This window comes from Spirillospora sp. NPDC049024 (genome assembly GCF_040649235.1).
In the GTDB taxonomy this organism is placed as follows: domain Bacteria; phylum Actinomycetota; class Actinomycetes; order Streptosporangiales; family Streptosporangiaceae; genus Spirillospora.
The window spans coordinates 319,913-344,873 of sequence record NZ_JBEZFD010000003.1 but is presented as its reverse complement, the minus strand read 5'-3'; the positions used below and the strand labels follow the sequence as shown (position 1 = coordinate 344,873).

27 protein-coding genes are annotated in these 24,961 nt (G+C 72.8%); 15 read left to right on the top strand and 12 right to left on the bottom strand.

The window, feature by feature from the left end:
- The first annotated feature begins 72 nt into the window (after positions 1 to 72).
- The 4 genes from AB0C21_RS07200 (at position 73) to AB0C21_RS07185 (ending at position 5,111) form a co-directional block, all read left to right on the top strand.
- Positions 73 to 1,833, top strand: coding sequence for an acyl-CoA dehydrogenase family protein (locus AB0C21_RS07200; RefSeq protein ID WP_500203153.1), 1,761 nt, complete (start codon positions 73 to 75; stop codon positions 1,831 to 1,833).
- 10 nt (positions 1,834 to 1,843) lie between these two features.
- Positions 1,844 to 2,611: a crotonase/enoyl-CoA hydratase family protein gene (locus AB0C21_RS07195; protein ID WP_500203152.1), complete on the top strand. Its 768-nt coding sequence runs from the start codon at positions 1,844 to 1,846 to the stop codon at positions 2,609 to 2,611.
- A 150-nt stretch (positions 2,612 to 2,761) separates the two neighbouring features.
- Positions 2,762 to 4,006 (top strand): cytochrome P450, encoded by a 1,245-nt coding sequence (locus AB0C21_RS07190; protein ID WP_500203151.1) that lies wholly within the window; start codon positions 2,762 to 2,764, stop codon positions 4,004 to 4,006.
- A 10-nt stretch (positions 4,007 to 4,016) separates the two neighbouring features.
- Positions 4,017 to 5,111 (top strand): NAD(P)-dependent alcohol dehydrogenase, encoded by a 1,095-nt coding sequence (locus AB0C21_RS07185; protein WP_500203150.1) that lies wholly within the window; start codon positions 4,017 to 4,019, stop codon positions 5,109 to 5,111.
- Here AB0C21_RS07185 and AB0C21_RS07180 read toward each other — a convergent pair.
- Complete coding sequence (locus tag AB0C21_RS07180) at positions 5,101 to 5,880, bottom strand: helix-turn-helix domain-containing protein (RefSeq protein WP_500203149.1); 780 nt, start codon at positions 5,878 to 5,880, stop codon at positions 5,101 to 5,103. The two genes, AB0C21_RS07185 and AB0C21_RS07180, sit on opposite strands and share 11 nt — an antisense overlap.
- An 81-nt stretch (positions 5,881 to 5,961) precedes the next feature.
- Here AB0C21_RS07180 and AB0C21_RS07175 point away from each other — a divergent pair, with 81 nt between their 5' ends.
- Complete coding sequence (locus AB0C21_RS07175; protein WP_500203148.1) at positions 5,962 to 6,378, top strand: nuclear transport factor 2 family protein; 417 nt, start codon at positions 5,962 to 5,964, stop codon at positions 6,376 to 6,378.
- Positions 6,379 to 6,399: 21 nt separating this feature from the next.
- On the opposite strand, the gene AB0C21_RS07170 is transcribed toward AB0C21_RS07175, so the two are convergent.
- Entirely contained in the window at positions 6,400 to 7,308 is a 909-nt protein-coding gene (locus AB0C21_RS07170) for an NAD(P)-dependent oxidoreductase (protein ID WP_500203147.1), read from the bottom strand.
- 98 nt (positions 7,309 to 7,406) lie between these two features.
- Between AB0C21_RS07170 and AB0C21_RS07165 the strand changes: the two genes are divergently transcribed.
- Genes AB0C21_RS07165 through AB0C21_RS07155 form a run of 3 tightly spaced genes read left to right on the top strand, consistent with a single transcriptional unit; the run spans position 7,407 to position 9,608 of the window.
- Positions 7,407 to 8,402: a nitronate monooxygenase gene (locus AB0C21_RS07165; RefSeq protein WP_500203146.1), complete on the top strand. Its 996-nt coding sequence runs from the start codon at positions 7,407 to 7,409 to the stop codon at positions 8,400 to 8,402.
- On the top strand, positions 8,402 to 8,881 hold the full coding sequence (locus AB0C21_RS07160) for an AAA family ATPase (RefSeq protein WP_500203145.1): 480 nt from the start codon (positions 8,402 to 8,404) through the stop codon (positions 8,879 to 8,881). The genes AB0C21_RS07165 and AB0C21_RS07160 overlap by 1 nt, the downstream gene beginning before the upstream one ends.
- On the top strand, positions 8,868 to 9,608 hold the full coding sequence (locus tag AB0C21_RS07155) for a tRNA(His) guanylyltransferase Thg1 family protein (RefSeq protein WP_500203144.1): 741 nt from the start codon (positions 8,868 to 8,870) through the stop codon (positions 9,606 to 9,608). Before AB0C21_RS07160 ends, AB0C21_RS07155 begins: the two co-directional genes overlap by 14 nt.
- On the opposite strand, the gene AB0C21_RS07150 is transcribed toward AB0C21_RS07155, so the two are convergent.
- Positions 9,609 to 9,968, bottom strand: a complete 360-nt coding sequence (locus tag AB0C21_RS07150) for a winged helix-turn-helix transcriptional regulator (protein ID WP_500203143.1) — start codon at positions 9,966 to 9,968, stop codon at positions 9,609 to 9,611. It abuts the gene before it with no gap.
- A gap of 54 nt (positions 9,969 to 10,022) precedes the next feature.
- On the opposite strand from AB0C21_RS07150, the gene AB0C21_RS07145 reads away from it, so the two are divergent.
- The 3 genes from AB0C21_RS07145 (at position 10,023) to AB0C21_RS07135 (ending at position 12,335) form a co-directional block, all read left to right on the top strand.
- Positions 10,023 to 10,409 (top strand): YybH family protein, encoded by a 387-nt coding sequence (locus AB0C21_RS07145; protein ID WP_500203142.1) that lies wholly within the window; start codon positions 10,023 to 10,025, stop codon positions 10,407 to 10,409.
- 235 nt (positions 10,410 to 10,644) lie between these two features.
- Positions 10,645 to 11,061 carry a YciI family protein gene (locus tag AB0C21_RS07140; RefSeq protein ID WP_149260010.1) on the top strand — a complete coding sequence of 139 codons (417 nt, stop codon included), beginning with the start codon at positions 10,645 to 10,647 and terminating at the stop codon, positions 11,059 to 11,061.
- Entirely contained in the window at positions 11,058 to 12,335 is a 1,278-nt protein-coding gene (locus tag AB0C21_RS07135) for an RNA polymerase sigma factor (RefSeq protein WP_500203141.1), read from the top strand. Before AB0C21_RS07140 ends, AB0C21_RS07135 begins: the two co-directional genes overlap by 4 nt.
- A 32-nt stretch (positions 12,336 to 12,367) precedes the next feature.
- Here the strand turns inward: AB0C21_RS07135 and AB0C21_RS07130 are convergent, their stop codons facing one another.
- The 6 genes from AB0C21_RS07130 to AB0C21_RS07105 all read right to left on the bottom strand — a co-directional run bounded on the left by AB0C21_RS07130 (position 12,368) and on the right by AB0C21_RS07105 (position 18,067).
- Entirely contained in the window at positions 12,368 to 13,132 is a 765-nt protein-coding gene (locus AB0C21_RS07130; RefSeq protein ID WP_500203140.1) for a tetratricopeptide repeat protein, read from the bottom strand.
- A gap of 229 nt (positions 13,133 to 13,361) precedes the next feature.
- A complete protein-coding gene (locus AB0C21_RS07125; protein WP_500203139.1) occupies positions 13,362 to 14,315 on the bottom strand; it encodes a cyclase family protein in 954 nt (317 codons plus the stop codon).
- Between the two features lie 300 nt (positions 14,316 to 14,615).
- Entirely contained in the window at positions 14,616 to 15,857 is a 1,242-nt protein-coding gene (locus AB0C21_RS07120) for an RNA polymerase sigma factor (RefSeq protein WP_500203138.1), read from the bottom strand.
- The gene (locus AB0C21_RS07115) at positions 15,857 to 16,276 is read right to left on the bottom strand and encodes a YciI family protein (protein WP_500203137.1); all 420 of its coding nucleotides are present in this window, start codon (positions 16,274 to 16,276) and stop codon (positions 15,857 to 15,859) included. The genes AB0C21_RS07120 and AB0C21_RS07115 overlap by 1 nt, the downstream gene beginning before the upstream one ends.
- Before the next feature lie 114 nt (positions 16,277 to 16,390).
- Positions 16,391 to 17,395 carry a HEAT repeat domain-containing protein gene (locus AB0C21_RS07110; protein ID WP_500203136.1) on the bottom strand — a complete coding sequence of 335 codons (1,005 nt, stop codon included), beginning with the start codon at positions 17,393 to 17,395 and terminating at the stop codon, positions 16,391 to 16,393.
- 6 nt (positions 17,396 to 17,401) lie between these two features.
- Entirely contained in the window at positions 17,402 to 18,067 is a 666-nt protein-coding gene (locus tag AB0C21_RS07105) for a HEAT repeat domain-containing protein (protein ID WP_500203135.1), read from the bottom strand.
- 158 nt (positions 18,068 to 18,225) lie between these two features.
- Here AB0C21_RS07105 and AB0C21_RS07100 point away from each other — a divergent pair, with 158 nt between their 5' ends.
- The 4 genes from AB0C21_RS07100 to AB0C21_RS07085 all read left to right on the top strand — a co-directional run bounded on the left by AB0C21_RS07100 (position 18,226) and on the right by AB0C21_RS07085 (position 22,054).
- Positions 18,226 to 18,630, top strand: coding sequence for a YccF domain-containing protein (locus AB0C21_RS07100; protein ID WP_500203134.1), 405 nt, complete (start codon positions 18,226 to 18,228; stop codon positions 18,628 to 18,630).
- A 77-nt stretch (positions 18,631 to 18,707) separates the two neighbouring features.
- A complete protein-coding gene (locus tag AB0C21_RS07095) occupies positions 18,708 to 19,874 on the top strand; it encodes a sensor histidine kinase (RefSeq protein ID WP_500203133.1) in 1,167 nt (388 codons plus the stop codon).
- On the top strand, positions 19,871 to 20,491 hold the full coding sequence (locus AB0C21_RS07090) for a response regulator (protein WP_500203132.1): 621 nt from the start codon (positions 19,871 to 19,873) through the stop codon (positions 20,489 to 20,491). The genes AB0C21_RS07095 and AB0C21_RS07090 overlap by 4 nt, the downstream gene beginning before the upstream one ends.
- A 189-nt stretch (positions 20,492 to 20,680) precedes the next feature.
- The gene (locus AB0C21_RS07085; protein ID WP_500203131.1) at positions 20,681 to 22,054 is read left to right on the top strand and encodes a carbohydrate-binding protein; all 1,374 of its coding nucleotides are present in this window, start codon (positions 20,681 to 20,683) and stop codon (positions 22,052 to 22,054) included.
- 58 nt (positions 22,055 to 22,112) lie between these two features.
- Here the strand turns inward: AB0C21_RS07085 and AB0C21_RS07080 are convergent, their stop codons facing one another.
- The 3 genes from AB0C21_RS07080 to AB0C21_RS07070 all read right to left on the bottom strand — a co-directional run bounded on the left by AB0C21_RS07080 (position 22,113) and on the right by AB0C21_RS07070 (position 24,918).
- A complete protein-coding gene (locus AB0C21_RS07080) occupies positions 22,113 to 22,946 on the bottom strand; it encodes a phosphoribosylaminoimidazolesuccinocarboxamide synthase (RefSeq protein ID WP_500203130.1) in 834 nt (277 codons plus the stop codon).
- Between the two features lie 131 nt (positions 22,947 to 23,077).
- Positions 23,078 to 24,160, bottom strand: a complete 1,083-nt coding sequence (locus AB0C21_RS07075; protein ID WP_500203129.1) for a hypothetical protein — start codon at positions 24,158 to 24,160, stop codon at positions 23,078 to 23,080.
- Complete coding sequence (locus AB0C21_RS07070) at positions 24,157 to 24,918, bottom strand: RNA polymerase sigma factor (RefSeq protein ID WP_500203128.1); 762 nt, start codon at positions 24,916 to 24,918, stop codon at positions 24,157 to 24,159. Before AB0C21_RS07070 ends, AB0C21_RS07075 begins: the two co-directional genes overlap by 4 nt.
- Between the last annotated feature and the right edge of the window lie 43 nt (positions 24,919 to 24,961).

Sequence of the window (24,961 nt, the reverse complement as noted above, 5' to 3'; positions counted from 1 at the left end):
GGGGACCCGGGGTGGCCCCGTCCTCAGATTACAGTCTTTCCGTCGCGTGAGAGCTAAGTGTAATGTCGAGCCATGGCGTCTTACCTCATCGAGTCGTTCGACCGGCTGCCGTTCGGGGGCGCGGAGAAGGCGCGCCGCTACGCGACCGAGCGCTACCGAGGCGCGGTCGGCCGCAACTGGTACGACTGCGACCCCACGCTGCGGTTCCTCATGCGGCGCCACCTGGGCGACGGTTTCGGCTGGGCCGAGCCCCGGCTCAGGGAGATGGGCGCGCTGATGGGCGGACCGATCGCCGAGCGGGCCGAGGAGACCGACCGCAACCCGCCCCGCCTGGAGAAGTACGACCGGTGGGGGCGCGACATCAGCGAGGTCGTGATGCCGCCCTCGTTCGAGGCGGCGCGCCGGGACCTCGTGGCGACGTCGTTCACGCGGCCCGACTTCGTGGCCGAGGCGAAGCGGAGCGGCGTCGACCCCGCGCCGATGGGCGTGGCCTGGAGCTACCTGCTGGACCAGGCCGACATCGGCATGGCGTGCGCGCTCGGCACCGGCGGCGACATGGTCGTGGGGCTGACGGAGATGTTCGCACCGGACGACGTCAAGGCGCGGGTGCGGGAGCTGTTCGCGGCCGGGGAGATGTCCGGCGAGGCCGCACAGATGCTCACCGAGCGGTCGGGCGGCTCGGACCTCGGCGCGCTGGAGGCGACCGCGTCCAGGGACGGGGACGCCTGGCGCCTCAACGGGTTCAAGTGGTTCGCGTCCAACGCCAACGGCTCGGCGTTCGTGGTGCTGGCCAAGCCGGAGGGGGCCGTGGACGGGGTCCGGGGCATCGCGCCGTTCCTCGTCCTGCGGGAGCGGCGGGACGGCTCGCGCAACGGCGTCCGGATCCGGCGGCTCAAGGACAAGCTCGGCACGCGGTCGGTGGCGTCGGCCGAGATCGAGTTCACCGACGCGGAGGCGTTCCTGCTGGCCCCGGCGTCGAGCGCGGGCGAGGGCGGGGACGGCAAGGGCCTCGCCCGCATGATGGAGCTGACGAACGGCGCCCGGCTCGGCATCTCCATGATGGGCCTCGGCTGCGCGCGGCGGGCCCTCGTCGAGTCGCTCTGCTACGCGCGGGCCCGCGAGGCGTTCGGCGCGCCGCTGGGGGCGCAGCCGCTCATGCGCCGCAAGCTCGCCGAGCTGATCGTGGAGACCGAGGCCGTGCAGGCGCTCGTCTTCGACGGGTACCTGGGACGCCCCCGGCTGCGCCTGGGGGCCGCGCTCATCAAGCTGCGGGCCGCCCGGCTGGGCGTCACGGCCGCGAGCGACGCCATCGAGATCCACGGCGGGAACGGCTACATCGAGCAGTGGCCGGTCGCGCGGATCCTCCGGGACGCGCAGGTCAACCCCATCTGGGAGGGCGGCGACAACATCCTGTGCCTGGACGTCCGCCGCGCGGTCGAGCGGCAGAACGCCCATGAGCCGTTCCTCGAACGGCTCGCCCAGGCCGTCGAGCAGGCGCCCGGCGGGGACGACGAGACGGCCGCGCTGGTCGGGCAGAGCATCGGGCATCTCCGCGAGGCCATAGAGAAGTGGCGGGGGCTCGACAGGACCGTGGCCGAAGCCCGCCTCTACCCGCTCGCCCAGTACATGGCCGACGTGTACGCGGCGGCGCTGCTGCTGGAGCAGGCCGGGTGGGAGCGCGCCGATTCCGGCGCGGACCGCAAGGCGCTGGTCGCGCGCCTCTACGCTCGGAGCCACCTCGCCGACCCCGGCCCGCTGCGGGGCATCGACGCCCCGGCGGACGACCTCGAGCGCTTCGAGGACCTGGCGGACGGCGCGTTCACCGGCGACTAGGAGGCTGCGCGTGGCGGTACGGATCGAGCGGGACGGCCCGGTGACCACGGTGGTGATGTCGCGCCCCGCGACGCGCAACGCGGTGGACGGCGCGACGGCGCGCGAGCTGGCCGCGGCGTTCCGCGAGTTCGACGCGGACGACGGCGCGAGCGTCGCCGTCCTGTGGGGCGAGGGCGGGACGTTCTGCTCCGGCGCCGACCTCACGTCGGTCGGCACCGACCGCGGCCCGCGCCTTGACCCGCCCCCGGCCGACGCGCCGCTCGGCTGCACGCGGATGCGCCTGTCGAAGCCGGTCATCGCGGCGGTCGCGGGCCACGCCGTCGCCGGCGGCCTGGAGCTGGCGCTGTGGTGCGATCTGCGCGTCGTGGAGGAGACGGCCACGTTCGGGGTCTACTGCCGGCGCTGGGGCGTCCCGCTCGTCGACGGCGGGACGGTCCGGCTCCCGCGGCTGATCGGCGCGAGCCGCGCCATGGACCTGATCCTCACCGGCCGGCCCGTGGACGGGCGGGAGGCGTTCGAGATCGGCCTCGCCAACCGGCTCGTCCCGCTGGGGAGGGCGCGGGAGGCGGCCGAGGAGCTGGCGGCCGAGCTGGCCCGGTTCCCGCAGGCCTGCCTGCGGGGGGACCGGCTGTCGGCGCTGGAGGCGGAGGGCCTGCCCGAGGACGAGGCGATCGCCGCCGAGTACCGGCACGGCCTCGGCTCCATGGAGGACGCGGTCAAGGGCGCCGGGAGGTTCGCGAGCGGCCGCGGCCGCCACGGCGACTTCACCGACATCTGAGCCGCGTGCCCGTTCTGTGGCTCCGCGCCCGTTTGGTCCCGGGCTCGCCCCGGGGCCCGTCCGCCATCGCCTCGCAGGTCGTTGACCGAATGCAATTCGGGCCCGTAGGTTCCTGGTGGGCGGCCGCCGTGACCGAGGAGTGAAGCGCTGATGCTGACCCTGGACGAGGCGGGCCTGGCGCTCGCCGACCCGAAGGCCTACGCCGATGACCGGCGGTTCCACGACTCCCTCGCGCTGCTGCGCCGCGAGTCCCCGGTGCACTGGGTGGAGGCCCCCGACTACACCCCGTTCTGGGGGATCACCAGGCACGAGGACGTCCTGGAGATCGAGCGCAACCACGAGATCTTCCTGAACGCGCCGCGCCCGCTGCTCGGCACCGCCGAGTTCGACGAGCTGAACCGGCAGCGCGCCGAGCAGGGCATCGCGCTGCGCACGCTCATCCACATGGACGACCCCGACCACCGGGTCGTCCGGGCGATCGGCGCGGACTGGTTCCGGCCCCGCGCGATGCGGGCCCTGGAGCCGCGCGTCCGCGAGCTGGCGAAGCGGTACGTCGACCGGATGGTGGACCTCGGCGGCGAGTGCGACTTCGCGCGCGAGGTCGCCGTCCACTTCCCGCTCTACGTGATCCTGTCGCTGCTCGGCCTGCCGGAGAGCGACTTCGACCGCATGCTGAAGCTGACGCAGGAGCTGTTCGGCGGCGACGACGACGAGCTCCAGCGCGGCACGACCAACGAGGAGAAGCTCCAGGTCCTCCTCGACTTCTTCGCCTACTTCCAGGGCCTGACGGAGGAGCGCCGCAAGCACCCGACCGACGACCTCGCCTCCGCCATCGCGAACGCGCGCATCGACGGCGAGCCGCTGAACGACTTCGACACCGCGTCCTACTACGTCATCATCGCGACGGCCGGGCACGACACGACCAGCGCGACGATCTCCGGCGGCCTGCACGCCCTCATCGAGCACCCCGACCAGCTCAAGCGGCTCCAGGACAAGCCGGAGCTGATGCCGCTCGCCGTGGACGAGATGATCCGCTGGGTCACCCCGGTCAAGGAGTTCATGCGCACCGCCGCGCGGGACTACGAGCTGCGCGGCACCACCATCCGCGAAGGCCAGGCGGTGCTGCTGTCCTACCCGTCCGCGAACCGGGACGAGGACGTCTTCGACGACCCGTTCCGCTTCGACGTCGGGCGCGACCCGAACAAGCACCTGGCGTTCGGCTTCGGCGTCCACTACTGCCTGGGCGCGGCGCTGGCCCGCATCGAGGTCCGCGCCTTCTTCGAGGAACTGCTGCCCCGCCTCGGCTCCATCGAGCTCGCCGGAGCGCCCGAGAGCATCGCCACCACCTTCGTCGGCGGCCTCAAGCGCCTCCCCGTCCGCTACTCCCTCGTCTAAGGAACCCCTGGTGCAGATCGAAGCCGCGGTGCTGCGCGCCGCAGACGCCCCCTACACGATCGAGTCGCTCGACCTCGCCGACCCGGGCCCCGGCGAGGTCCTCGTCAAGGTCGCGGGCGCGGGGATGTGCCACACCGACATGCTCGGACGCATCCCCGGGGACCTGATCACCAAGCCGGTCGTCCTCGGGCACGAGGGCTCCGGCGTGGTCGAGGCGGTCGGCCCCGGCGTCACCGGACTCACCGTTGGCGACCACGTGGTCATGTCGTTCGACTCGTGCGGGACGTGCGACAACTGCCGCGCGGCCAAGCCCGGCGCCTGCCCCCAGATGACCGCGCTCAACATGCTCGCGATGCCGCTGGACGGCACGCCCCGCGCCACCGGCCCGGGCGGCGAGCCCGTCCACACGCGCTGGTTCGGGCAGTCGTCCTTCGCGAGCCACGCCCTCGGAACCGCGCGCAACGTCGTCCCGGTGACCAGGGACGTCCCCCTCGACGTGCTCGGGCCGCTCGGCTGCGGCGTGCAGACCGGGGCCGCCTCGGTGCTGATCTCGCTCGGCGTCCGCGCCGGCGACAGCGTCGCGGTCTTCGGCGCGGGCGCGGTCGGGCTGGCCGCGGTGATGGCCGCGCGGGTCGCGGGCGCCTCCATGATCGTCGCGGTCGACCTGCACGAGTCCCGGCTCGACCTGGCCCGCGAACTCGGCGCCACGCACACCCTGAACGGGGCGGACGACGACATCGCCGGACGGATCCGGGCGATCTCCGGCGGCGAGGGCGTGCAGTACGCGCTCGACTCGACGGCCGTCCCGGAGGTCGTCTCGACGGCGGTCGCGTCGCTGCGCACCACCGGCGTCTGCGGCCTGGTCGGCGTCGGCGCCGCCGAGTACCGGCTGGACGCCAACCTCCTGCTCATGGGGCGGACGGTCAAGGGCATCATCGAGGGCGACGCCGTCCCGCACACGTTCATCCCGCGGATGATCGAGCTGTGGCGGCAGGGCCGGTTCCCGTTCGACCGGCTCGTCGCCACCTACCCGCTCGCCCAGATCAACGAGGCGGAGGCGGACACGACGTCCGGCAAGGTCGTCAAGCCCGTCCTCATCCCGTGACCCCCTTCCCGGGGCCCTCGAAGTAGGCGGCGGTCTCGGCGTCCGCCGGGTAGTACGACTCGACGGCGACCTCGTCCAGCGTGATGTCCATGGGGGTGCCGAACGTGGTGATGGTGGAGAACATCCGCAGTTCCCGCCCCGCGAAGCGGACGACCATCTGGATCGTGACGTCGGCGCCGGCCGGCGCTTCCTCGGCTCCGGGCTCCAGCAGTTCCTCGTAGAGGGCGGCGAGCCCGGGGTCGGGGGCGGCGGCGAGCTGGCGCCTGACCCGGGAGCGGAACACCGCGCGCACGTCGGACAGGTTGACGACCAGGCGGGCGAGCCCGCGCGGGTCCAGGCCGAGCCGCAGCAGGTTGACCGGCGGCCGGAGCAGCTCGGGGTCGACCTCGGCGAGGAACGGCTCGATGGCGCGGTTGGTCATGACGATGTCCCACCGGCGGTCGAAGGCCAGCGCCGGGTACGGCTCGTGCGCGCGGAGCACGCGTTCGACCGCGTTCCGGGCGGCGGACAGCGCGTCGTCGTCGAGCGGCCGTTCGGAGTACCGGGGGGCGAATCCGGCCGCGAGCAGCAGCCGGTTGCGGTCGCGCAGCGGTACGTCGAGATGCTCCGCGAGCCGCAGGATCATGGCGGCGCTCGGGTTGGACCTGCCCGTCTCGACGAGGCTGACGTGCCGGGCGGAGACATCGGCGGCGATCGCGAGGTCGAGCTGGCTGAGCCTCCGGCGATGCCGCCACTGCCGCAGGAGCTCCCCGACCGTGTGCACGGTCATCGAGCGTACTCATTGTGCGGCGGGACGCCATGAAATGGGACTTCATCGACAATCCGCCACGGTCGCGGAAACACTGCGCCCATGACCGACACAGCATTCCCGAACGACGCGGCGTCCCTGACCAACAAGGAGATCGTCCAGCGGGCACTGTCGGAACTGATCACGACGGGCAGCACCGACGGGCTCCGGCCGCTGCTCGGCGACGGTTTCGTGCACCACCGGCCGGACGCGACCTCCTCGACCAAGACGGAATGGCTCGCCGCCGTGCAGGCGGCGCTCACCCCGCTCGCCGCCATGCAGGTCGAGATCCGCCACCTGCTGGCCGACGGCGACCACGTGGTCCTGCACACGCGGCGGCGGCTCCCGGACGGGCCGGAGATCGCGGTCGTCGACATCTGGCGGGTCGAGGACGGGCTGATCGCCGAGGCCTGGGAGATCATCGAGCCGGTGGCCCGGGCGGCCGCCAACCTCACCTGGTGGGAGACCGCCGAAGCCTGACCGCACGCGTCCGACCGGGTCTCAGACGACGCGGTGGAGGAGGCCGTCGCCGCGCGCGAGGCGGCGGCAGTTCTCCGCGGCGACCGCGAAGTACCGGTCCCACGTCTCGCGGGTCAGCCACGCGACGTGCGGCATGACCGCGACGGTGTCGAGGGCCAGCAGCGGGTTGCCGGCGTCGACGGGCTCCTTCTCGAAGACGTCCAGCCCGGCGCCGCCCAGGCGCCCCGACCTGAGCGCCGCCACCAGCGCCGCCTCGTCGATCACCGCGCCGCGCGCCGTGTTCACCACGATCGCGCCCTCCGGGAGCAGCGCGAGCCTTTCGGCGTCGAGAAGATGACGGGTCTCGTCGGTCAAGGGGATGTGCACGGACACGATGTCGCTGACGCGCAGCAGGTCGTCCAGCTCCCGCCAGGCCGGGTCCTCGCGCCGGGGCCGCCGGGTCGTGTAGAGCACGGTCGCCCCGATCGCCTCCAGCATCCCGCGCAGCAGCGTCGCGATCTCACCGCCGCCGAGGAGCCCGACCGTCCGTCCGGCCAGCTCGCCGCCCACCAGGGCCCGGTCGGCGGGCCAGCCCTCGCCGCGCCGCGTCCGGGCGTCGAACGGGACGACCCGCCGCAGCGCCGCCAGCATCAGCAGCAGCGACGTCTCCGCCACCGCCTGCGCGTTGCGGCCCGGCATGTTCGCGACCGCGATCCCGCGCTCGGCCGCCGCGTCCAGGTCGATGGTGTTCACGCCGGTGCCGAGCTTCTGGATCAGCCGCAGCTTGGGCGCCCGGTCCATGTCGGCGGCCGTCACCGGGCGCAGCACGTGCCAGAGCACCTCGGTCCCGGGCAGCAGCTCGGCGAACCGGGCGTCGTCCTGCTCCGAGCAGCTCACGATGTCGAGGCCGGGCTCCTCGTGATCCATGTCGTAGTGCAGCAGCACCCGCATGCCGATCCCCTTTCCCTCCCGCGACCCCGGCCTCACCGCCCGGTGTCCCCCGCGATTATCGTGCGGATAATGAGCCGGAGTCGGACGAGGTGAGCGCCATGTGGCCGGAGAAGCCGATCGTGCAGGCCCCGATGGCGGGCGGGCCGTCGACGCCGGAGCTGGCCGCCGCCGTCTCGGAGGCGGGCGGCCTCGGCTTCCTCGCCGCCGGGTACAAGGCGCCCGAGGCGATGCGCGCCGACATCGCCGCGACGCGGAAGCTGACGTCCCGACCCTTCGGGATGAACGTCTTCATGCCGTCCCTGGACCAGGTCGACCCGGCCGCCGTGGCCCGCTACCGCGCCCGCCTCGCCCCCGAGGCCGCCCGCCTCGGCGTCGAGCCGGGCGTCCCGGGCGCCCGCGACGACGCCTACGACGCGAAGATCGCCGACCTGGTGTCCGATCCGCCCGCGTTCGTCAGCTTCACGTTCGGCTGCCCCACCGCGGACGTGATCCGCGCGCTCAAGGACCGCGGCGCCACCGTCATCGTCACCGTGACCTCCGTGGACGAGGCCCTCCGGGCGTCCGACGCCGACGTGCTCTGCCTCCAGGGCCCCGAGGCGGGCGGCCACCGGGCCTCGTTCGCCAACACCCTCGACGACGCGCAGCCCCTGCGCGCGCTGATCCCGGCCGTCCGCGAGGCGACCCGGCAGCCCCTCATCGCCGCCGGCGGCCTCGCCACGGCCGCCGACGTCGCCGAGGTCCTGTCCCTCGGCGCCGACGCCGCCCAGCTCGGGACGGCGTTCCTGCGCTGCCCGGAGAGCGGCGCCAGCGACGTCCACAAGGCCGCCCTGACCGACCCCCGCTTCACCTCCACCGCGATGACCAGGGCGTTCAGCGGGCGTCCCGCACGGGGGCTCGTCAACCGCTTCCTCGCCGAGCACTCGGGGGAAGCGCCCGCCGCCTACCCGGACGTCCACTACGTGACGGCGCCGCTGCGCCGGGCGTCCGCGGCCCAAGGCGACCCGGACGGCGTCAACCTCTGGGCGGGCGAGTCCTTCCGCGAGACGACCGAAACCGGCGCCGCCGCCCTGGTAGCCGAGCTCACCCCCGCCTGATGCCCGAACTCGTGATCCTCGTCGGCCTGCAAGCGTCCGGCAAGACGACGTTCTACCGGCAGAGACTCGCCGCCACACACGTCCATGTGAGCAAGGACCTGTTCCCGAAGTCCGCCCGCCGGAAGCAGGCCCGCCAGCTCAGGCTCATCGCCGAAGCCCTCGAATCGGGCCGGTGCGTCGCCGTCGACAACACGAACCCGTCCCCGGAGGAGTGGGAGCCGCTCGTCGCCCTGGGCCGTCGCCACGGCGCCCGCGTCACCGCCTACTGGTTCCCGCCCGACATCGCCGCGTCGAGGGACCGCAACGCGGCGCGCCCGCCCGTAATCCAGGTGCCGGATGTCGGGATCCATGCCACGCTCAAGCGACTCCGCCGCCCGCGCCCGTCCGACGGCTTCGACGAGGTCTGCTCCGTCGGCCACGACGGCGCCGGAGGCTTCGTCGTGACCCGGCCCGAGGAGCCCCTGGATGAAGGACCTTGAAGCGCGAATGCGCGCCCGCGAGTGGTTCCACTCCCTGACGCTGCTCCCCGGCGCCTGGGCCGTCGTGCGCGTGGACGGCCGCTCCTTCTCCCGCTACACCGAGAGCCGCTTCGACAAGCCCTTCGACCCGCGCTTCTCCGCCCTCATGGCGGACACCGCGACCACCCTGCTCACCGAGCTCGGCGGGCGGTACGCCTACACCGAGAGCGACGAGATCTCCGTCGTCCTGGACCCCGCCTTCGACCTGTTCGGCCGCGAGGTGGAGAAGCTCGTCTCGCTGTCCGCGGGCATCGCCACCGCCGCCTTCACCCACGCCGCCGGAGAGCCCGCCGTCTTCGACGGCCGCGTCTGGATGGGCGCCTGCACCGACGACGTGGTCGACTACCTGTCCTGGCGCCAGGCCGACGCGGCGCGGTGCGCCCTGAACGGCTGGTGCTACTGGACGCTGCGCAACGAGGGCATGTCCGCGCGGCAGGCGAGCCGCAGGCTGGAACGGACGTCCATCGCCGACAAGAACGAGCTGCTCTTCTCGCGCGGCGTCAACTTCAACGAGGTCCCGTCCTGGCAGCGGCGCGGCGTCGGACTGTGGTGGGAGGCCTACGAGAAGGTGGGGCACGACCCGATCCGCGGCATGGACGTGATCGCCACCCGCCGCCGGATCCGCACCGAGCGCGACCTCCCCATGAAGGATGCCTACCGCGACATGATCCGGGGCCTCCTGGGCTGACTAGCGCTCGGCGCCCCAGTCCCAGAGCGCCTGGAGAACCGGCCCCAGCCGGCGACCCTGCGGAGTGAGCGCGTACCGCGTGCGCGGCGGCCAGCCCGCCCGTCTCTCCTTCTCGATCACACCCGTCCCGACGAGATGCGCCAGCCGGTCGGTCAGCACCTTGTCGGACAAGGCGGGGAGGGCCTGCCGCAGCTCGCTGTACGAGCGGTCGCCCCGCAGGAGCTCGCGGATCACCAGGGTCGTCCAGCGGCCGCGCAGCGCGGTCAGGGTGATCTCCACCGGACAGGTGGGCGTGGGCTCCGCCACGCGGGCGTGCGGATCGTCGGGCAGCCCTGGGCGGCTGACCGTTTGGTGAGTCACGAGAGCGCCTCCTAGCGTTTCGCGTCCCGACCCTGTCTACCCGGAAGGACGACGATGCGCCCACTGGCCGAACGCCCCGAGGACGTCATGCTCGTGTTCGCCGACCGCTTCAACAGCGGCGACCCGGCGGCGGTGGCGGAGCTGTACGAGGAGGGGGCGGTGTTCGTCCCCGAGCCGGGCACCCCGCTGACCGGCTCCGACGCCCATGCCGCCAACGCCCGCTTCATGGCCCTCGGCCTGCCGATCAAGGTCAGCCCCCGCCACGTCTACGCCTCCGGCGACGTAGCGCTGCTGATCGTGGACTGGGTGATCGAGGGCGAGGGGGACGAGGGCCCGGTCCGCCTCGAAGGCACCGCCACCGATGTCGCCCGCCGGGGCCCGGACGGCCGCTGGCGCTACGTCCTCGACAACCCCTTCGGCGCCGCCGCCTCCAGCGCGTAGGGCGGAGTCCCTCCCGCGAGGGCGCCCCTCTCCACCGCGAGTTCGGCTTCGTCGAGCACCCGGACCCGGCGCTGTACCGGCGGCCGTGAAACGTCCCCTGCTTGACCGGGGGAAGCGTTCGCCCAGAATGTCTCCGGGAAAAAATTCGCGGGCGTGTTGATTCCGGCCGTCCCCCGTTCGACCTAGGGGTGCAGGGGCCCCGCGGGGGGCCCGGACGAACAGGGAGACGGAGAACATGAAGTACATGCTGATCATGCGGGCGACCGACGAGGCCTACGCGGGCATGGCGGAGACGGACCACGCCCAGATGATCGAGACCGTGGGCCGGTTCAACCAGGAGCTGATCCGGGCCGGGGTGCTGCTCGCCGCGGAGGGCCTCGACGACCCGTCCGAGAGCGTGGTCGTCGACCACTCCTCCGAGCCGCCCGTGGTCACCGACGGTCCGTACGGCGAGACGAAGGAGCTGTTCGGCGGGTTCTACATCCTCAACGTGGCCTCGAAGGAGGAGGCCGTCGAGTGGGCCAAGCGGGCGCCGGCCGGTCCCGGCTTCAAGACCGAGATCCGCCGGGTCCCCACCATCGACGAGTTCCCGCAGGACAACGAGTGGATCAAGAAGGAGCGGGCCTGGCGCGAGGCCACGGGCCAGCTGTGACCGGCGACCCCACCGGCCGCGAGGCCGTCGCCGCCGTCTGGCGGATCGAGTCGGCGCGGATCGTCGGCGCGCTCGCGCGCTACACCGGCGACTTCGCGCTGGCCGAGGACCTCGCCCAGGAGGCGCTGGCGGAGGCGCTCGTGACCTGGCCGCGCGACGGCGTGCCCCGCAACCCGTCGGGGTGGCTGCTCACCGTCGGACGGCGGCGCGCGATCGACGCGTTCCGCCGCCGCTCCGCCCGCGACGAGCGGTACGCCGCCCTCGCCCACGAACTGGGCGAGGGCGGGGCCGTCACGGGAAGACCGCCCGAGGAGGCCGACGACGTGCTCTGGGACCCCGACCAGATCGACGACGACGTGCTCGCGCTCATGTTCGTCTCGTGCCACCCCGTCCTGTCGCGGGAGGCGCGGATCGCGCTGACGCTGCGGGTGGTCGGCGGCCTGACCAGCGACGAGATCGCAAGGGCGTTCCTCGTCCCGACCGCGACCGTCCAGGCCCGGATCACCCGCGCGAAGAAGACCCTCGGCGCGGCCCGGGTGCCGTTCGAGGTGCCCATCGCGGAGGACCGGGCCAAGCGCCTGCCGTCCGTCCTCAACGTCGTGTACCTGATCTTCACCGAGGGCTCCACGGCCAGTTCCGGCGGCGAGCTGATCCGGTTCGACGTCGCGGGCGAGGCGCAGCGCCTGGCCCGCGTCCTGGCCCAGCTGATGCCGGACGAGCCGGAGGTCCACGGCCTGCTGGCCCTGCTGGAGCTGACCGCGGCGCGCTTTCCCGCCCGCACCGGCCCGGACGGCGAGCCGGTACTGCTGGAGGACCAGGACCGCACCCGCTGGGACCGCGCCGCGATCGGCCGGGGCCGGGCCGCCCTGGCCCACGCGCAGCAGGCCGGGCGAGGCCTCGGCTTCTACGGCCTCCAGGCGGCGATAGCCGAATGCCACGCCCTGGCCTCGTCTGTAGGCGAGACCGACTGGGACCGCATAGTCCTCCTCTACGAGGCCCTGGGCCGCCTGGCGCCGTCCCCGGTAGTCGACCTCAACAGAGCGGTAGCGGTCTCCATGGCCAGTGGCCCGGCCGCCGCCCTCGCGATCGTCGACGACCTCACGGCCTCAGGCGCCCTGGCGAACTCCCACCTCCTCCCGAGCGTCCGAGGCGAACTGCTGATCCGCCTGGGCCGTCCGGAGGAAGCCCGCACCGAGCTGGAACGAGCCGTGAAACTGACGGCCAACGACCAGGAACGCGCCCTCCTCCACCGCAAGCTCACCGCCCTCCCCTGACGGAGGCAGGGCGAGCCGACAGCAGGGACCGGTCAGAAAAGGCCGGGCATGTAGGGGGCGCCGTTCTCGCGAAGTCCGCGGGCCACGGCCGTCGCCCTTGCCGCACCGCGCGGATGCCCGGCCTGGCCGGCCCTGCGGAAGTACTCCTCCGCCCCTGCCATGTCGTTCTTGTGCTCGCAACGGACGCCGAGGTTGAACAGGGAGTCCGGGTCGCCCGCTGCCGCCCCCTTCTCCCACCACTCGTCGGCCTCCTCGCGCCGGCCCTGGGAGTAGAGGTGGTTGGCGAGGGCGCTGAGCGCACGGCCGTCGCCCTCTCCGGCGGCGCGCCGCAGCCATTCCTCGGACTCCTCCGCCCGGCCCATCTCACCGAGCGCCAGACCGAGGTTGGTGACCGAGTCGAGGTGCCCGGCCTCGGCCGCGATGCGGAACTGCTCGGCGGCCGCCTCCACGTCCCGGCGGCCGATGAGCAGCAGCCCGAGATTGTGCCGGGCGCCGAGCTCTCCCGCCTCGGCCGCTTCGCGGTACCAGCTCTCGGCCTCCTCGTCGCGACCCTGGTCCGAGCAGAGGATGCCGAGGTTGAGCTGCGCGACCCGCTCGCCCGCTTCGGCCGCCGCGCGCCACCACCGCTCGGCCTCGGCCTCGTCCCGCCCGACGACCAGGACCCCGAGTTTGAGCATGGCGCCGACGTGCCCCGCCTCGGCGGCGGCCCTGAAATGCCGTACGGCTTCCCGCACCTGGCCCTGCTTCTGGAGCGACTTCGCCTCCTGGAAGTCGGCCTCTCCAGCACCCGTCTCCATGGCATCCCCTTCCGTGATCACCGTGATCGGACTGGCCCGGAGCCAGAACGGTTCCAGCCTTGTGACCGGTTGGGCGGGGGATTGCGGCAAGGGTCAGGACGTGAGGGTGATGGGGGCGATCCGGGGGAGGCCAGGCGCCGGTAATCGTCGGTGGCCAGGGCGATCGAACGGTCCAGCCGGGCCGCGTTGAAGTACAGCTCGGGACTTCGCAGCTGGTCGAGTCCCCCGGTCAGAAGGTGGCGATCGGGTTGACCGGGCTGCCGGACGTGCCGGCGAAGCGGACCGGCGCGACCGCGAGGTGGAAGTCCCACTGGCCGAGCTCCGCGGCCGTCGTCGCGCACGCCTCCAGGTCGCAGTTGTCGAGCAGCCACAGACCCATCGCGACGAGGCTCACGGCGTGGACCGGCATCAACACGTCCTCGTACCCGGACGGCTGGACGTCCTGGGGAGTGTCGGCGCCGATCAGCGCGACGCCCCGTTCGTGCAGCCACGGCAGGCAGGACGCGTGCCACCCGGCCTGCCGGATACCGCCGGACTCGCCGGCCTCGTGCCGGACGCGGCCATAGCCGGTCCGCAGGAGTACCGCATCACCGGGCCGCACCCGCACGCCCTGGCGACGCTCGGCCTCCTCGAGATCCTCGGGGAACACGCCCTGCCCCGGTTCCAGCCACGGCACGTCGCGGACCTTCGCGACGTCCAGCAGGACACCACGCGTGACGATCCCGTTCGCCGCCGCCGTGACGGCCGCCCACGCCGATCCCGTCTCGGCGTCGACCAGCGAGTGCGACCGCCCGTTGTACATCTGGCCGTCCCAGAAGATGTGGCACGGCGAGTCGAGGTGGGTGAGGGTGTTGCCGTGGAACGTGAGGCCGAGCCGTTCGGACGAGAAGCCCCAGCGCCGGTCGTTGTGGAAGGCGGCCGGCATGTTCTCGGCACCCGGCATGTCGGCGGCGCACGGGCACGTCGTCGTCGACCGCTCCATGTCCTTCGGTACGGCGACCTCCCAGGCGCACGACACGCTCCTGCCGTGGCGCACGGCCCGCGCCGCCGCCAGCCGGACGTCGTCGTCGATGTGGTTCAGCGTGCCGAACTCGTCGTCGTCGCCCCACCGTCCCCAGTTCGACAGCGTGTCGAAGTACCCGAGCACGTCGTCCTGCGTGGGCATCGGCCGCCCTGCCGTCATCGACTCCTCCGGTCACGTGGTCCGAGGCACCAAGGCCCGCTGAACGGCATGACACTAGATCAACGGCCCGACAGCCGGCCAGTCATGAGGTCGCGCACGGCACGCCGGTGGTGCCGGCACCGGCGTGCATACGGCGTCTCAGGAGAACCGTTCCCACGCTGATTGGCGTCGCATTCCGAGGGCTTCGCCGATGCGGTCCCACGACATCCCCCGATTGCGGGCCTCGCCGACACCGGCATTCTCGGCGGCCGGGCAGGACGGGACGTCCACGACGAGCTCGTTCCCGCCCGGCCCGGGGGGTCAGCAGGTGCGGGCCCGGGCGAGCAGATGTGCGCGCTCGGCCTCGTTCGAGGTGAGCTCGGCGGCGCGCTCGAACTCGGCACGTGCCTCCATGGAGCGGCCGAGCCTGGCCAGCAGGTCGCCGCGCACGCTCGGCAGCAGGTGGTAGCCGCGCAGCGCGGCGACGTCGAGCAGCCCGTCGGTCACGGCGAGACCGGCGGCCGGCCCGTCGGCCATGGACACGGCGACCGCGCGGTTCAGTTCGACGATCGGCGAGCGGGTCAGCGCGACGAGGTCTCCGTACAGGGAGGCGATGCGCGCCCAGTCGGTGTCCTCGGCGCGCGGCGACCTGGCGTGGCAGGCCGCGATCTTCGCCTGGATCGCGTAGGAGCCGGTGGCGCCGAGCTCTTCGGCCCGGTCCAGCGCGGCGAGACCGTGCGTGATCAGCAACCGGTCCCAGCGGGCGCGGTCCTGCTTGTCGAGCGTGACGATCCCGCCGTCGGGCCCGGTGCGGGCGCGGAGGCGGGACGCCTGGATCTCCATCAACGCCACCAGGGCATGCGTCTCGGACTCGCCGGCGGCCAGGGCGGCGAGCATGCGGCCGAGGCGCATCGCCTCCTGGCACAGCTCGGCGCGTGCCCACCGCTCGCCGGTGGTGGCCGTGTAGCCCTCGTTGAAGACCAGGTAGACGGCTTCGAGCACGGAGCCCAGCCGGTCGGCGAGTTCCGCGCCGACCGGGACCTCGAAGGGCACCCCGGCCTCGGTGAGCGCCTTCTTCGCCCGGGTGATCCGCGCCGCCATCGTGGTCGTCCGCACCAGGAACGCGCGGGCGATCTCCTCGGTCGACAGCCCGGCGACCATCTTCAGGGTGAGGGCCACGCGGGCTTCGACCGACAGCACGGGGTGGCACGCGGTGAACATCAGCCGCAGCACGTCGTCCTCGACACGGGGGTCGAGCTCGATCTCGTCCATCGGAGTCTCGTGATCGTTGAGCTCGCGACCGAGCAGTTCGACCTTGCTCTGCAGCGTCGCGGCGCGCCGGACGGCGTCGACGCCGCGGCGGCGCGCCACGGCCATGAGCCAGGCGCCCGGGTTGTCCGGGACGCCTGACTCGGGCCACTGTTCGAGCGCTGCGACGAGCGCGTCCTGCGCGAGGTCTTCGGCCAGCCCGACATCGGAGACGGCGCGGGTCAGGCCGGCGATCAGCCTGGCGGATTCGATCCGCCAGACCGCGTCGATCGCCTGCTGGGTCGCCGAGGCCACTACTGGTCGGCGGCGGGCTCTGCGCGCAGTTGCCGCTCGGCCGCCGCGATCTCGTCCCCGAAGGACTCGGTGAAGTCGTCGGCGTCGAGGATCTTCCGCAGTTCGACCTCGCTGTCGCGCAGCGGTGAGCGCCTGACCCACTCCACGGCCTCCTCCATCGAGGCGACCTCCCAGATCGCGTAGCCGGCGACCAGTTCCTTGGTCTCGGTGAACGGGCCGTCGATCACCGTGGTGCCGCCGTCGGAGTCGAAGGCGATCCGCTTGCCCTTGCTGCTCGGCTGGAGTCCGTCGCCGGCCAGCACGATCCCCGCCTCGATGAGCTTCTCGTTGTACAGCTCCATCGCCGCGAACTCCTCGGCCGTGCCGAGCTCCCCGGCCTCGGACCGCTCCGTCGCCTTGCCCAGAACCATGACCCTCATCGCTGTGCTCCTTCGCGGTCGGCCGGGACCGGTCCCATCGACCGATGCAACCCTGGCTCACCTATGCGTCGAATGGGAAGGGGCGGATTCAACAGGGGCGCCGCACTTTTCCCCTCATTGTTCGTCGCGCATCCGCAGGATGTAGGTCGCGGTGAGGGCGACGACGTGGTCTTCGTCCTGCGAGAGGTCTGCGAGGGCGCGTGAGGCCGTCGTTCCGGGGATGTCCGCGAGTGCTTGGGTCAGCCGTCGGCGTGCGGGCGGGGCCGTGGTGCTGTGGGCGAGGCGGTCGACGAGGGCGGTGGCGATCTGGTCCGCTGGCGCGGGGCGGCTCGCCAGGGTGCTCAGCGCGTCGGCCGCGTCGACGTCGTTCGCCTCCGCCACGATCATGTCGATCAGTGTCGGGACGGCGTCGGCCACCCCGCGTGTTCCGAGCGCCAGGGCCGCATACCTGCGGACGACGATGTCAGGGCTCTTGAGGGCGTCCTGCAGCAGTGCGGTGGCCTCATCGCCCGGAATCTCGGCGATGGACTGGACGGCGCGCTTCCGCACCTCGGCCGCCGGGGAGCCCAGGCCGTCCGCCAGCGGCGCCAAGGCGCTGTCGCCCGCCTGCGCCAAAGCCCAGCGAAGCGCCCCGGCGACGTTCGGGTCCGTCTCGCCCAGGGCCGCTTCGACCAGTGCTTCCACCGGGACCGGCACCTCTTCGACCGAGGAGAGGGCCGCGCGCTGCCGCTTCCCCGGGCTCTCCGACCTCAGTGCCTGGAGGAGCGCGACGGTCTGGAGGACGTCCTCCCAGCCGGCGGGCTCGGCGGCATCGATGCGGTGGAGGCGCGTGAGCAGCTCCGTCTCGCGTGCGATGCGCTCTCGCGTCCGGCTGATGAGGTCGTCGACGAGTTCGGAGGGCGTGAAGCCGGGGTCGTCGAGCGCGCGCCCGACCTCGCGCAGCGACAGCCCCAAGGACCGCAGGCTCTCGATGTGGAAGATCCGCCGGATGTCCTCGCTGGAGTACTCCCGGTAGCCGGCGCCGGTACGGCCCGTCGGCCGCACCAGGCCGAGCGACTCGTAGTGCCTGAGCATGCGGGCGCTGACCCCGGAACGGCGGGCCACCTCACCGATCAACACTGCCTGTCATCCCTCCTGGGAACCGGTGGTGCCGAGGGCCACGACGCGCTTCGCCTCCTCGATCGCGAACTCGAATCCGGCCTCCGGGTCGCGCAGCAGCCGTTCCGTGGCGATCGCGTGGGTGCGCACGCGACGGTCCGGATCCGCCATCGCGGCCCGCAGCACCGGAGGGACCACCTCACCGAGCGCGATCAGCGCCCGGCTGAGGCTCAGCTGCGTCTCGCGTCCGCCGCGCCCGAGCTGGGTCGCCAGGACGGCGGCCAACTCGGGTTCTTCCCCTTCGGGCACGAGCACGACCGCCGTCCGCCAGGCGCTCCGCGCCACCTCGTCGTCGGCGTCGCGCAGAAGCCCGTGGGTGATCGCCGGCCACGCCCGCCGGTCCCCGATCTTGGACAGCGTGTGCAGCGCCTGGCTGCGAGCCTGCGCGCGCTCCGAGCGGAGTTCATGGACGAGCCGGGGAACGGTCGCCGACGCCGGGTGGCGGGTGAGTGCCCACGTCAGCATGTCGCGCACGAAGAACTCGGGCTCGACCGCGCATCGTTCGATGAGCTTGTCGATGAACGCCGGGTCAGGGGACGTTCCGACCGCCATCGCCGCCCGCAGCCGCACCGACGCATCGCTGTTCTCCAGCCCCCGGAAGGCTCGATCCGCGTCCTGTCGCGGCATGGTCATCGGGCCACCTCCTCGGCTCCAGCCAAGCGCCTGCCACTGTGTCAAGGTCAAGAGGGGGCGAGGCGGGTCGACCTGCGGGTCTCCTTCGCGCGGGCCTCCCTGTTTGAGGGTGGGGGCGGCGAGAAATAACTGCTCTGGGCTACTTTCGGGGGGTTCTCGTGCGCACGGTGCTGAACATCCTCTGGCTGGTCCTGGCGGGCTTCTGGATGGCGATGGGCTACGTGCTCGCCGGGATCATCTGCTTCATCCTCATCATCACCATCCCGTTCGGCATCGCCGCGTTCCGCATCGCGGCCTACGTGCTCTGGCCGTTCGGCCGGACGACCGTGCCCAGGCGGGACGCGGGAGTGGGGTCGTTCGTGGGGAACGTCATCTGGGTCGTCTTCGCGGGCTGGTGGCTGGCCCTCGGGCATCTCGTCACCGGCTTCCTGCTCTGCCTCACGATCATCGGCATCCCGTTCGGGATCGCCAACTTCAAGCTGATCCCGATCTCGCTCGCCCCGCTGGGCGTCGAGATCGTGCCATCGGACGAGATGCGACGCTACGAACGACAGCCCTTCTGAGGCCCGCGGGGCCCAGCCCGCCGGGCGCCGCGTTACGGGAAGTCCGGGCGGGGTGATCCGTACGGCATGCTTGTCGCGTGTCGGAGAGCCTGTCCCACGTGCCGGACGAGCATGCCTGGACACGGGGTGTGCTCATGCGCGACGCGTACTACGGGGTCGTGCTGGCCGGAACGGTCGCCGCCGTGTGGGCCACGGGCGCCGGCGTCGGCCGCGTCGTGTCGATCCCCGCGCTGTGCGCGCTCGTCCCGTGGTACTTCCTGGTCGGGCGCGGGGCCCGCCGGGACAGCCCGGTGCCGGCCCGGACCGCCTGCTACCAGCTCGGGGTCCTGGCCCTGCTGGTGACCGCGCAACTGGCCACGCTGACCAGTTCGGTGGTGCTGTTCGCGCTGGTCCCGCAGTCGTTCATGCTGCTGCCGGCCGGCTGGGGCATGCTCGCGCTGGCGGCGTTCAACGCGGTGCCGATGGCCGAGGCGGTCAGCGCGCCGGACTCCGGCGGCGTCGTGACGGCCGGCGCGGTCGTGCTGGGCGTGGCGTTCGGGGCGACGTTCGGCCGGTGGATCCAGCAGATCATCCAGCAGAGCCGGGAGCGCGCCGACCTCATCGCGCAGCTCGCCGCCACCCGCGCGGAGCTGGCCGAGTCGGAGCGGCAGGCGGGGATGCTCGCCGAGCGGCAGCGGCTGGCCATGGAGATCCACGACACGCTGGCGCAGGGCTTCACCAGCATCCTGATGCTGCTGGACGCGGCCGAGTCGGCGCCGCCGGAGCAGGCCCGGGCGCACCGGGAGCGGGCGGCGCGCGCCGCCCGGGAGAACCTGGCGGAGGCGCGCGCACTGGTCTGCGCGGAGCCGCCGGCGGGGCTGGCCGGTTCCTCGCTGCCGGACGCGCTGCGCCGGCTGGTCGAGCGAATCGGCGAGGAGACCGGTGCGGCGGCCTCGTGGGAGCTGGTCGGCGAGCCGCGCCGGCTGCCCGCCGGCACGGAGGTGGTCCTGCTGCGGTGCGCCCAGGAGGCGCTGGCGAACGTGCGGCGGCATGCGGGCGCGACACGGGCGGCGCTGTGCCTGCGGTACCTGCCGGACGGGGTCCGGTTGGACGTCTCGGACGACGGCGCCGGCTTCGACCCGACCGCTCCGGCGGGCTTCGGCCTGGCCGGCATGCGCGAGCGGGTCGCGCAGGCCGGCGGCCGCCTGGCCATCAGCAGTACGCCGGGTTCCGGCACCGTGCTCACTGTGGAGGCGCCGGCATGATCCGGGTGCTGCTCGTGGACGACCATCCGGTGGTGCGGGAGGGCCTGCGCGGCATCCTCGGCCTGGAGGACGGCATCGAGGTGGTGGGCGAGGCCGGGTCGGTGGCGGACGCGGTCGTCGCGGCCCGGGCGTGCGAGCCGGACGTGGTGCTGATGGACCTGCGGATGCCGGACGGCGACGGGGTGCAGGCGACGCGGGACCTGCTGGCGCGGGACCCCGCCTGCCGGGTGGTGGTGCTCACCACGTACGAGAACGAAGCGGACATCCTGCGGGCGGTGGAGGCAGGCGCCACCGGGTACCTGCTGAAGGACGCCGGACAGGGGGAACTGGCCGAGGGGATCCGCGCGGCGGCGCGCGGGGAGACGGTGCTCGCCCCGGCGGTCGCGGCGCGGCTGGCGTCCCGGAAGCGTTCGCCGGGCGCTCTGACCCGGCGCGAGATCGAGGTGCTGCGGCTGGTCGGCGCGGGCCGGACGAACGCGGAGATCGGCCGTGAGCTGTTCATCGGCGAGGCGACGGTGAAGACGCACCTGCTGCGGGTGTTCGAGAAGCTGGGCGTCTCGGACCGCACGGCGGCGGTCACCGCGGCGATGCGGCGCGGCATCCTCCCGCTGCACTGACCGCGGTGGGCGGGGGCGGGCGCGTCGGCGGACTTCTGGGGCTTCCCGGGGTCGGGCGGCGAGGTTACCCTCTTCTTGGCGTCCACGCCGGTCGTATGCGCCTTGCTCTGGGAGAGTCCCGTCCCCACGGGGCTTGTTCGGCTCCTGCACCGGCTCCTCTGTGTCCCGCTCAGCTGAGGAGTCGTCCCCGTGAAGCCCAAGCACCCGCACGTCAAGCACAGACGGTCCAAGCCGAGATGGTCCGCGGCGGGAGCCGCGCTGGCCTCGGCGGCCGCGGCGGCCGTCCTGTCGTTCGGCACGCTGGTCGCGGTGTCCGCGCCCTCGTCGGCCCAGCCCGCCGCCGCGACCGCCTGCACGTATCCGGCCTGGGCGGAGGACGCCTCCTACAAGGTCGGCGACAAGGTCGCCTACAGCGGACGCGGCTACGAGGCGCTCGTCGCCCACACCGCCTACCCGGGCGCCGGCTGGAACCCCGCGTCCACCCCCACGCTGTGGCGCGACATCGGCGCCTGCGACGCCTCGCAGCCGCCGACCACCCCGCCCACCACGCCTCCGACCACCCCGCCCACCACGGATCCGCCGACCACCCCGCCGCCGGGCGGGGACGAGACCTGCGCGGTGAAGTCGAAGCCCGCCGGCAAGATCCTCCAGGGCTACTGGGAGAACTGGGACGGCGCGTCCAACGGCGTCCACCCGCCGTTCGGCTGGACGCCGATCGACAACCCGCTGATCAGGCAGCACGGCTACAACGTGATCAACGCGGCGTTCCCCGTCATCCGCTCGGACGGCACCGTCCTGTGGGAGGACGGCATGGACTCCACCGTCAAGGTCGCGACCCCCGCCCAGATGTGCGCGGCGAAGGCGGCAGGCGCCACCATCCTGATGTCGATCGGCGGGGCCGCCGCCGGCATCGACCTCAGCTCCAGCAGCGTCGCCGACCGGTTCGTCCAGACGATCGTGCCGATCCTGAAGAAGTACAACTTCGACGGCATCGACATCGACATCGAAACGGGCCTGTCGGGCAGCGGGAACATCACCCGGCTGTCGCCGTCGCAGGCGAACCTGATCCGCATCATCGACGGCGTCCTCGGCCAGATGCCGTCGAACTTCGGGCTCACGATGGCCCCCGAGACCGCGTACGTGACCGGCGGCAGCGTCACCTACGGCTCCATCTGGGGCGCCTACCTGCCGATCGTCAAGAAGTACGCGGACAACGGCCGGCTGTGGTGGCTGAACATGCAGTACTACAACGGCAGCATGTACGGCTGCTCGGGCGACTCCTACTCCGCCGGGACGGTCGAGGGCTTCGTCAAGCAGACCGAGTGCCTGAACAACGGCCTGACCGTCCAGGGCACCACCATCAAGGTCCCCTACGACAAGCAGGCCCCGGGCCTTCCCGCGCAGCCCGGCGCGGGCGGCGGCCACATGTCGCCGAGCCTGGTCGGCCAGGCGTGGAACCACTTCAACGGCCAGTTGAAGGGCCTGATGACCTGGTCCCTCAACTGGGACGGGTCGAAGGGCTGGACGTTCGGCGACAACGTCCGCGGCCTCCAGGGCCGCTGACGCCCTGAATCAGGGGCCCGGTGGAACCTCCGCCGGGCCCCTCCTCATGTCCGTCCGGTCAGGAGCTCCAGGCGGTGCCGGTCAGGCGCTCGTAGACCTCGGCATAGCGGGCGCGGGTGGCCTCCACGACCTCGTCGGGGATGGCGGGCCCGGGCGGGGTGCGGTCCCAGTCGAGCGTGCTGCTCCAGTCGCGCACGAACTGCTTGTCGAGGGAGTGCTGCGGGCGGCCGGGCACCCACTGGTCGGCGGGCCAGAAGCGGGACGAGTCGGGCGTGAGCACCTCGTCGCCGAGGACGAGGGTGCCGTCGGCGGCGCGGCCGAACTCCAGCTTGGTGTCGGCGATGATGATGCCCCGCTCGGCGGCGAGGGCGGCGCCCCGCCGGTAGATCTCCAGGGTGGTGTCCCTGAGCCGCGCGGCGGTGTCGTCGCCGATCTCGCGGACCACGTCGTCGTAGGTGATGAACTCGTCGTGGCCCTCGGTGGCCTTGGTGGTCGGGGTGAAGATCGGCTCGGGCAGCCGGGACGCCTCCACCAGGCCCTCCGGCAGCGGGACGCCCGAGACCGTCCCCGACTTCTGGTACTCCTTGAGACCGAGCCCGGCGAGGTGCCCGCGCGCGATCCACTCGACGGGGAGCATCGTGAGGCGGCGGCAGCGGATGGCGCGCCCGGCCCACTCCTCCGGCACGTCGGTGGCCGACACGACGTGGTTCGGGACGATGTCGGCGAGCCGCTCGAACCACCACAGCGACAGCTGCGTGAGGATCTTCCCCTTGTCGGGGATCGGCGTCGGCAGGACGACGTCGTAGACGCTCACCCGGTCGGACGCGACGAGGATCAGCTCGTCGCCGTCCGCGTAGACGTCCCTTACCTTGCCGGAGTGGACCAGCTCCATGACGCTCCTCACCCTCACCGTCCTGCCGGTAGGAGTCTTCCACAGCGCCGCCCCGCGACCTGCGGCGGCTCCGCCCCGCAGCAGGTCCTCGGCGGCCTTCGACGATCACTCCTCGACGAGCACCCGGGGCGTCAGGGCATGTTCAATCCGGCCTCGCCGACGCGTTCGGTGGTGACCTTGGTTCCGGTGACGACGTAGACGTGATCGCCGATCATGGCCACGGTCCGGTCGCCGGACGCCGAGAACATGGTCGGCGCGTCAGGGGCGCTCGGCGGGAGGGACACCTGGCGCGTGATCGTCTTGGTGGCCATCGCGTACCAGACCACTCGGTTGTCCCTGCCGCTGCGCACCAGCGCCACGATGTGGGCGCCGTTCTTGTCGAACTCGGCGCCGAGCTCGGTCGCGTCACCGGTCCCCAGGGAGATCGGGCTGACACGGCCCGTCGCCGTATCGAGGGTGTGCAGGCTTGGGTCCAGGTAGTCGCCGAAGGTCTCGAAGACCAGTTCGCGGCCGTTCGGCGCCCAGCGCAGAGAGCCGGCCAGTGCGCGGTCCGGAAGGCGGGTGACACGGCGGTCCCCGGTGCCCGGGTCGATCACCGTGATGGTGCCTCTGGCGGAAGCGTCTCCGCACTCCCTGCCCGCGTAGGCGATGCGGCGCGCTCCCGGGGAGACGGCCAGCTGGTCCCGGCCCTCGCCCATCTGCCCCCGCAGGGAGGCGCTGCGCAGCTCGGTCAGCGGCTCCTTCGGTCGGCCGTCGGCCCCCAGAGTGAGCCGGTAGAAGCCGATGCGGCAGGCCTGCGGGTCGGCGGTGGTGAGGACGAACGTCCTGTGGTCCCCGGAGTCGGCGGAGTCGCGGAAGCCTGAAGACCCCTTGGGTGCGGGCACGGTGGCGATCTTCCGAGCGGTATCGGTCTCGTGCACCGTCACCGAGGCTCCTCCCGGAGGCCACGCCCCGTCGAGGACGTAGTCGACGCCCGCGTTCGCGGCGAGGGAGAAGCGGGGCGACGCGCCGCCTCCGCCGTGCCGCGACCACGGCGCGAGGACGAGGACGACCGCGGCGGTCACGGCGGTCACCGCGGCCAGTCCGGCGAGCGGCACCAGGCGCAGGCGGCGTCGCGGCGGTGCGGCGGTCAGCGGCCGCAGGTCCTCGGGGCGGACGGTGGCGGCGGCGCCGGACAGGGTCGCCCGCAGCAGCTCATCGGAGAGTTCGGTCATCGTTCCTCCTCGTACCGGTCGCGGAGCGCGTCCAGGCCCCGGGAGATGGTCGACTTGACGGTGCCGGGGCGCACGCCCATGGCCGCGGCTATCTCCACCTCGGAAAGGTCGAGGTAGTAGCGCAGGACGATCGCCTCCCGCTGCCGGGCGGGCAGCCGGGTCAGGGCCTGGAACACGCGCCGGCGGTCGTCGGCGATCAGCGCGTCGCTCTCCGCGGACCACACGTGCTGCGGGCTCTGGAACAGCCGGTGCGTCAGGGCCCGGCGACGCAGCAGCGTCCGGCAGGCGTTCAGCACGGCGGCGCGGGCGTAGGCGAGCAGCTCCGGCGGCGCGGCGGGCAGCCCGCCCCCTCTGCCGCGCCTGTCGTGGCGCCGCTGCATCCGGGCGTAGACGTCCTGGACGACGTCCTCGGCGCTGCCCTGGTCACCCACCAGCAGCACCGCGAGCCGGACGAGCGAGAGGTGGTGGGTGCGGAACAGTCTCGTCAGCCCATCGCCGGCCACGTCGTTCCCGACGCCACTCCCTCCGTCGGCGACCATGCCGGTCACCGCGTCGGCCGTGACGGAGGTGTCCACCCCGGCGTCGGGGCCCCTGGCTCGTCCAGCCGCCTCCAAGTCCCCGCCGGGCCCCTCGGGCGCCTGCGAGCCGTCATCAGATTCCTGGGACGCCGTCCCGTCGCCGCCGGCGCCCTCGGGCGCCTCCGCGCCGTCGCGGGCCGCGCCGCCGTCGGCTGCGGCCAGTCCACGATGCAACCTCATGCCCCTAGAACCAACGAACCCGCGAAAGGTTGCTTCCGTTCGT

Excerpts from the sequence above, each read along its gene's own strand:
- AB0C21_RS07165 (WP_500203146.1), top strand. The coding sequence starts at position 7,407 with ATGTGGCCGGAGAAGCCGATCGTGCAGGCCCCGATGGCGGGCGGGCCG.
- AB0C21_RS07200 (WP_500203153.1), top strand. The coding sequence starts at position 73 with ATGGCGTCTTACCTCATCGAGTCGTTCGACCGGCTGCCGTTCGGGGGC.
- AB0C21_RS07155 (WP_500203144.1), top strand. The coding sequence starts at position 8,868 with ATGAAGGACCTTGAAGCGCGAATGCGCGCCCGCGAGTGGTTCCACTCC.
- AB0C21_RS07125 (WP_500203139.1), bottom strand. The coding sequence starts at position 14,315 with ATGACGGCAGGGCGGCCGATGCCCACGCAGGACGACGTGCTCGGGTAC.
- AB0C21_RS07160 (WP_500203145.1), top strand. The coding sequence starts at position 8,402 with ATGCCCGAACTCGTGATCCTCGTCGGCCTGCAAGCGTCCGGCAAGACG.
- AB0C21_RS07175 (WP_500203148.1), top strand. The coding sequence starts at position 5,962 with ATGACCGACACAGCATTCCCGAACGACGCGGCGTCCCTGACCAACAAG.
- AB0C21_RS07090 (WP_500203132.1), top strand. The coding sequence starts at position 19,871 with ATGATCCGGGTGCTGCTCGTGGACGACCATCCGGTGGTGCGGGAGGGC.
- AB0C21_RS07070 (WP_500203128.1), bottom strand. The coding sequence starts at position 24,918 with ATGAGGTTGCATCGTGGACTGGCCGCAGCCGACGGCGGCGCGGCCCGC.
- AB0C21_RS07130 (WP_500203140.1), bottom strand. The coding sequence starts at position 13,132 with ATGGAGACGGGTGCTGGAGAGGCCGACTTCCAGGAGGCGAAGTCGCTC.
- AB0C21_RS07180 (WP_500203149.1), bottom strand. The coding sequence starts at position 5,880 with ATGACCGTGCACACGGTCGGGGAGCTCCTGCGGCAGTGGCGGCATCGC.
- AB0C21_RS07080 (WP_500203130.1), bottom strand. The coding sequence starts at position 22,946 with ATGGAGCTGGTCCACTCCGGCAAGGTAAGGGACGTCTACGCGGACGGC.
- AB0C21_RS07075 (WP_500203129.1), bottom strand. The coding sequence starts at position 24,160 with ATGACCGAACTCTCCGATGAGCTGCTGCGGGCGACCCTGTCCGGCGCC.
- AB0C21_RS07115 (WP_500203137.1), bottom strand. The coding sequence starts at position 16,276 with ATGAGGGTCATGGTTCTGGGCAAGGCGACGGAGCGGTCCGAGGCCGGG.
- AB0C21_RS07190 (WP_500203151.1), top strand. The coding sequence starts at position 2,762 with ATGCTGACCCTGGACGAGGCGGGCCTGGCGCTCGCCGACCCGAAGGCC.
- AB0C21_RS07170 (WP_500203147.1), bottom strand. The coding sequence starts at position 7,308 with ATGCGGGTGCTGCTGCACTACGACATGGATCACGAGGAGCCCGGCCTC.
- AB0C21_RS07140 (WP_149260010.1), top strand. The coding sequence starts at position 10,645 with ATGAAGTACATGCTGATCATGCGGGCGACCGACGAGGCCTACGCGGGC.
- AB0C21_RS07145 (WP_500203142.1), top strand. The coding sequence starts at position 10,023 with ATGCGCCCACTGGCCGAACGCCCCGAGGACGTCATGCTCGTGTTCGCC.
- AB0C21_RS07105 (WP_500203135.1), bottom strand. The coding sequence starts at position 18,067 with ATGACCATGCCGCGACAGGACGCGGATCGAGCCTTCCGGGGGCTGGAG.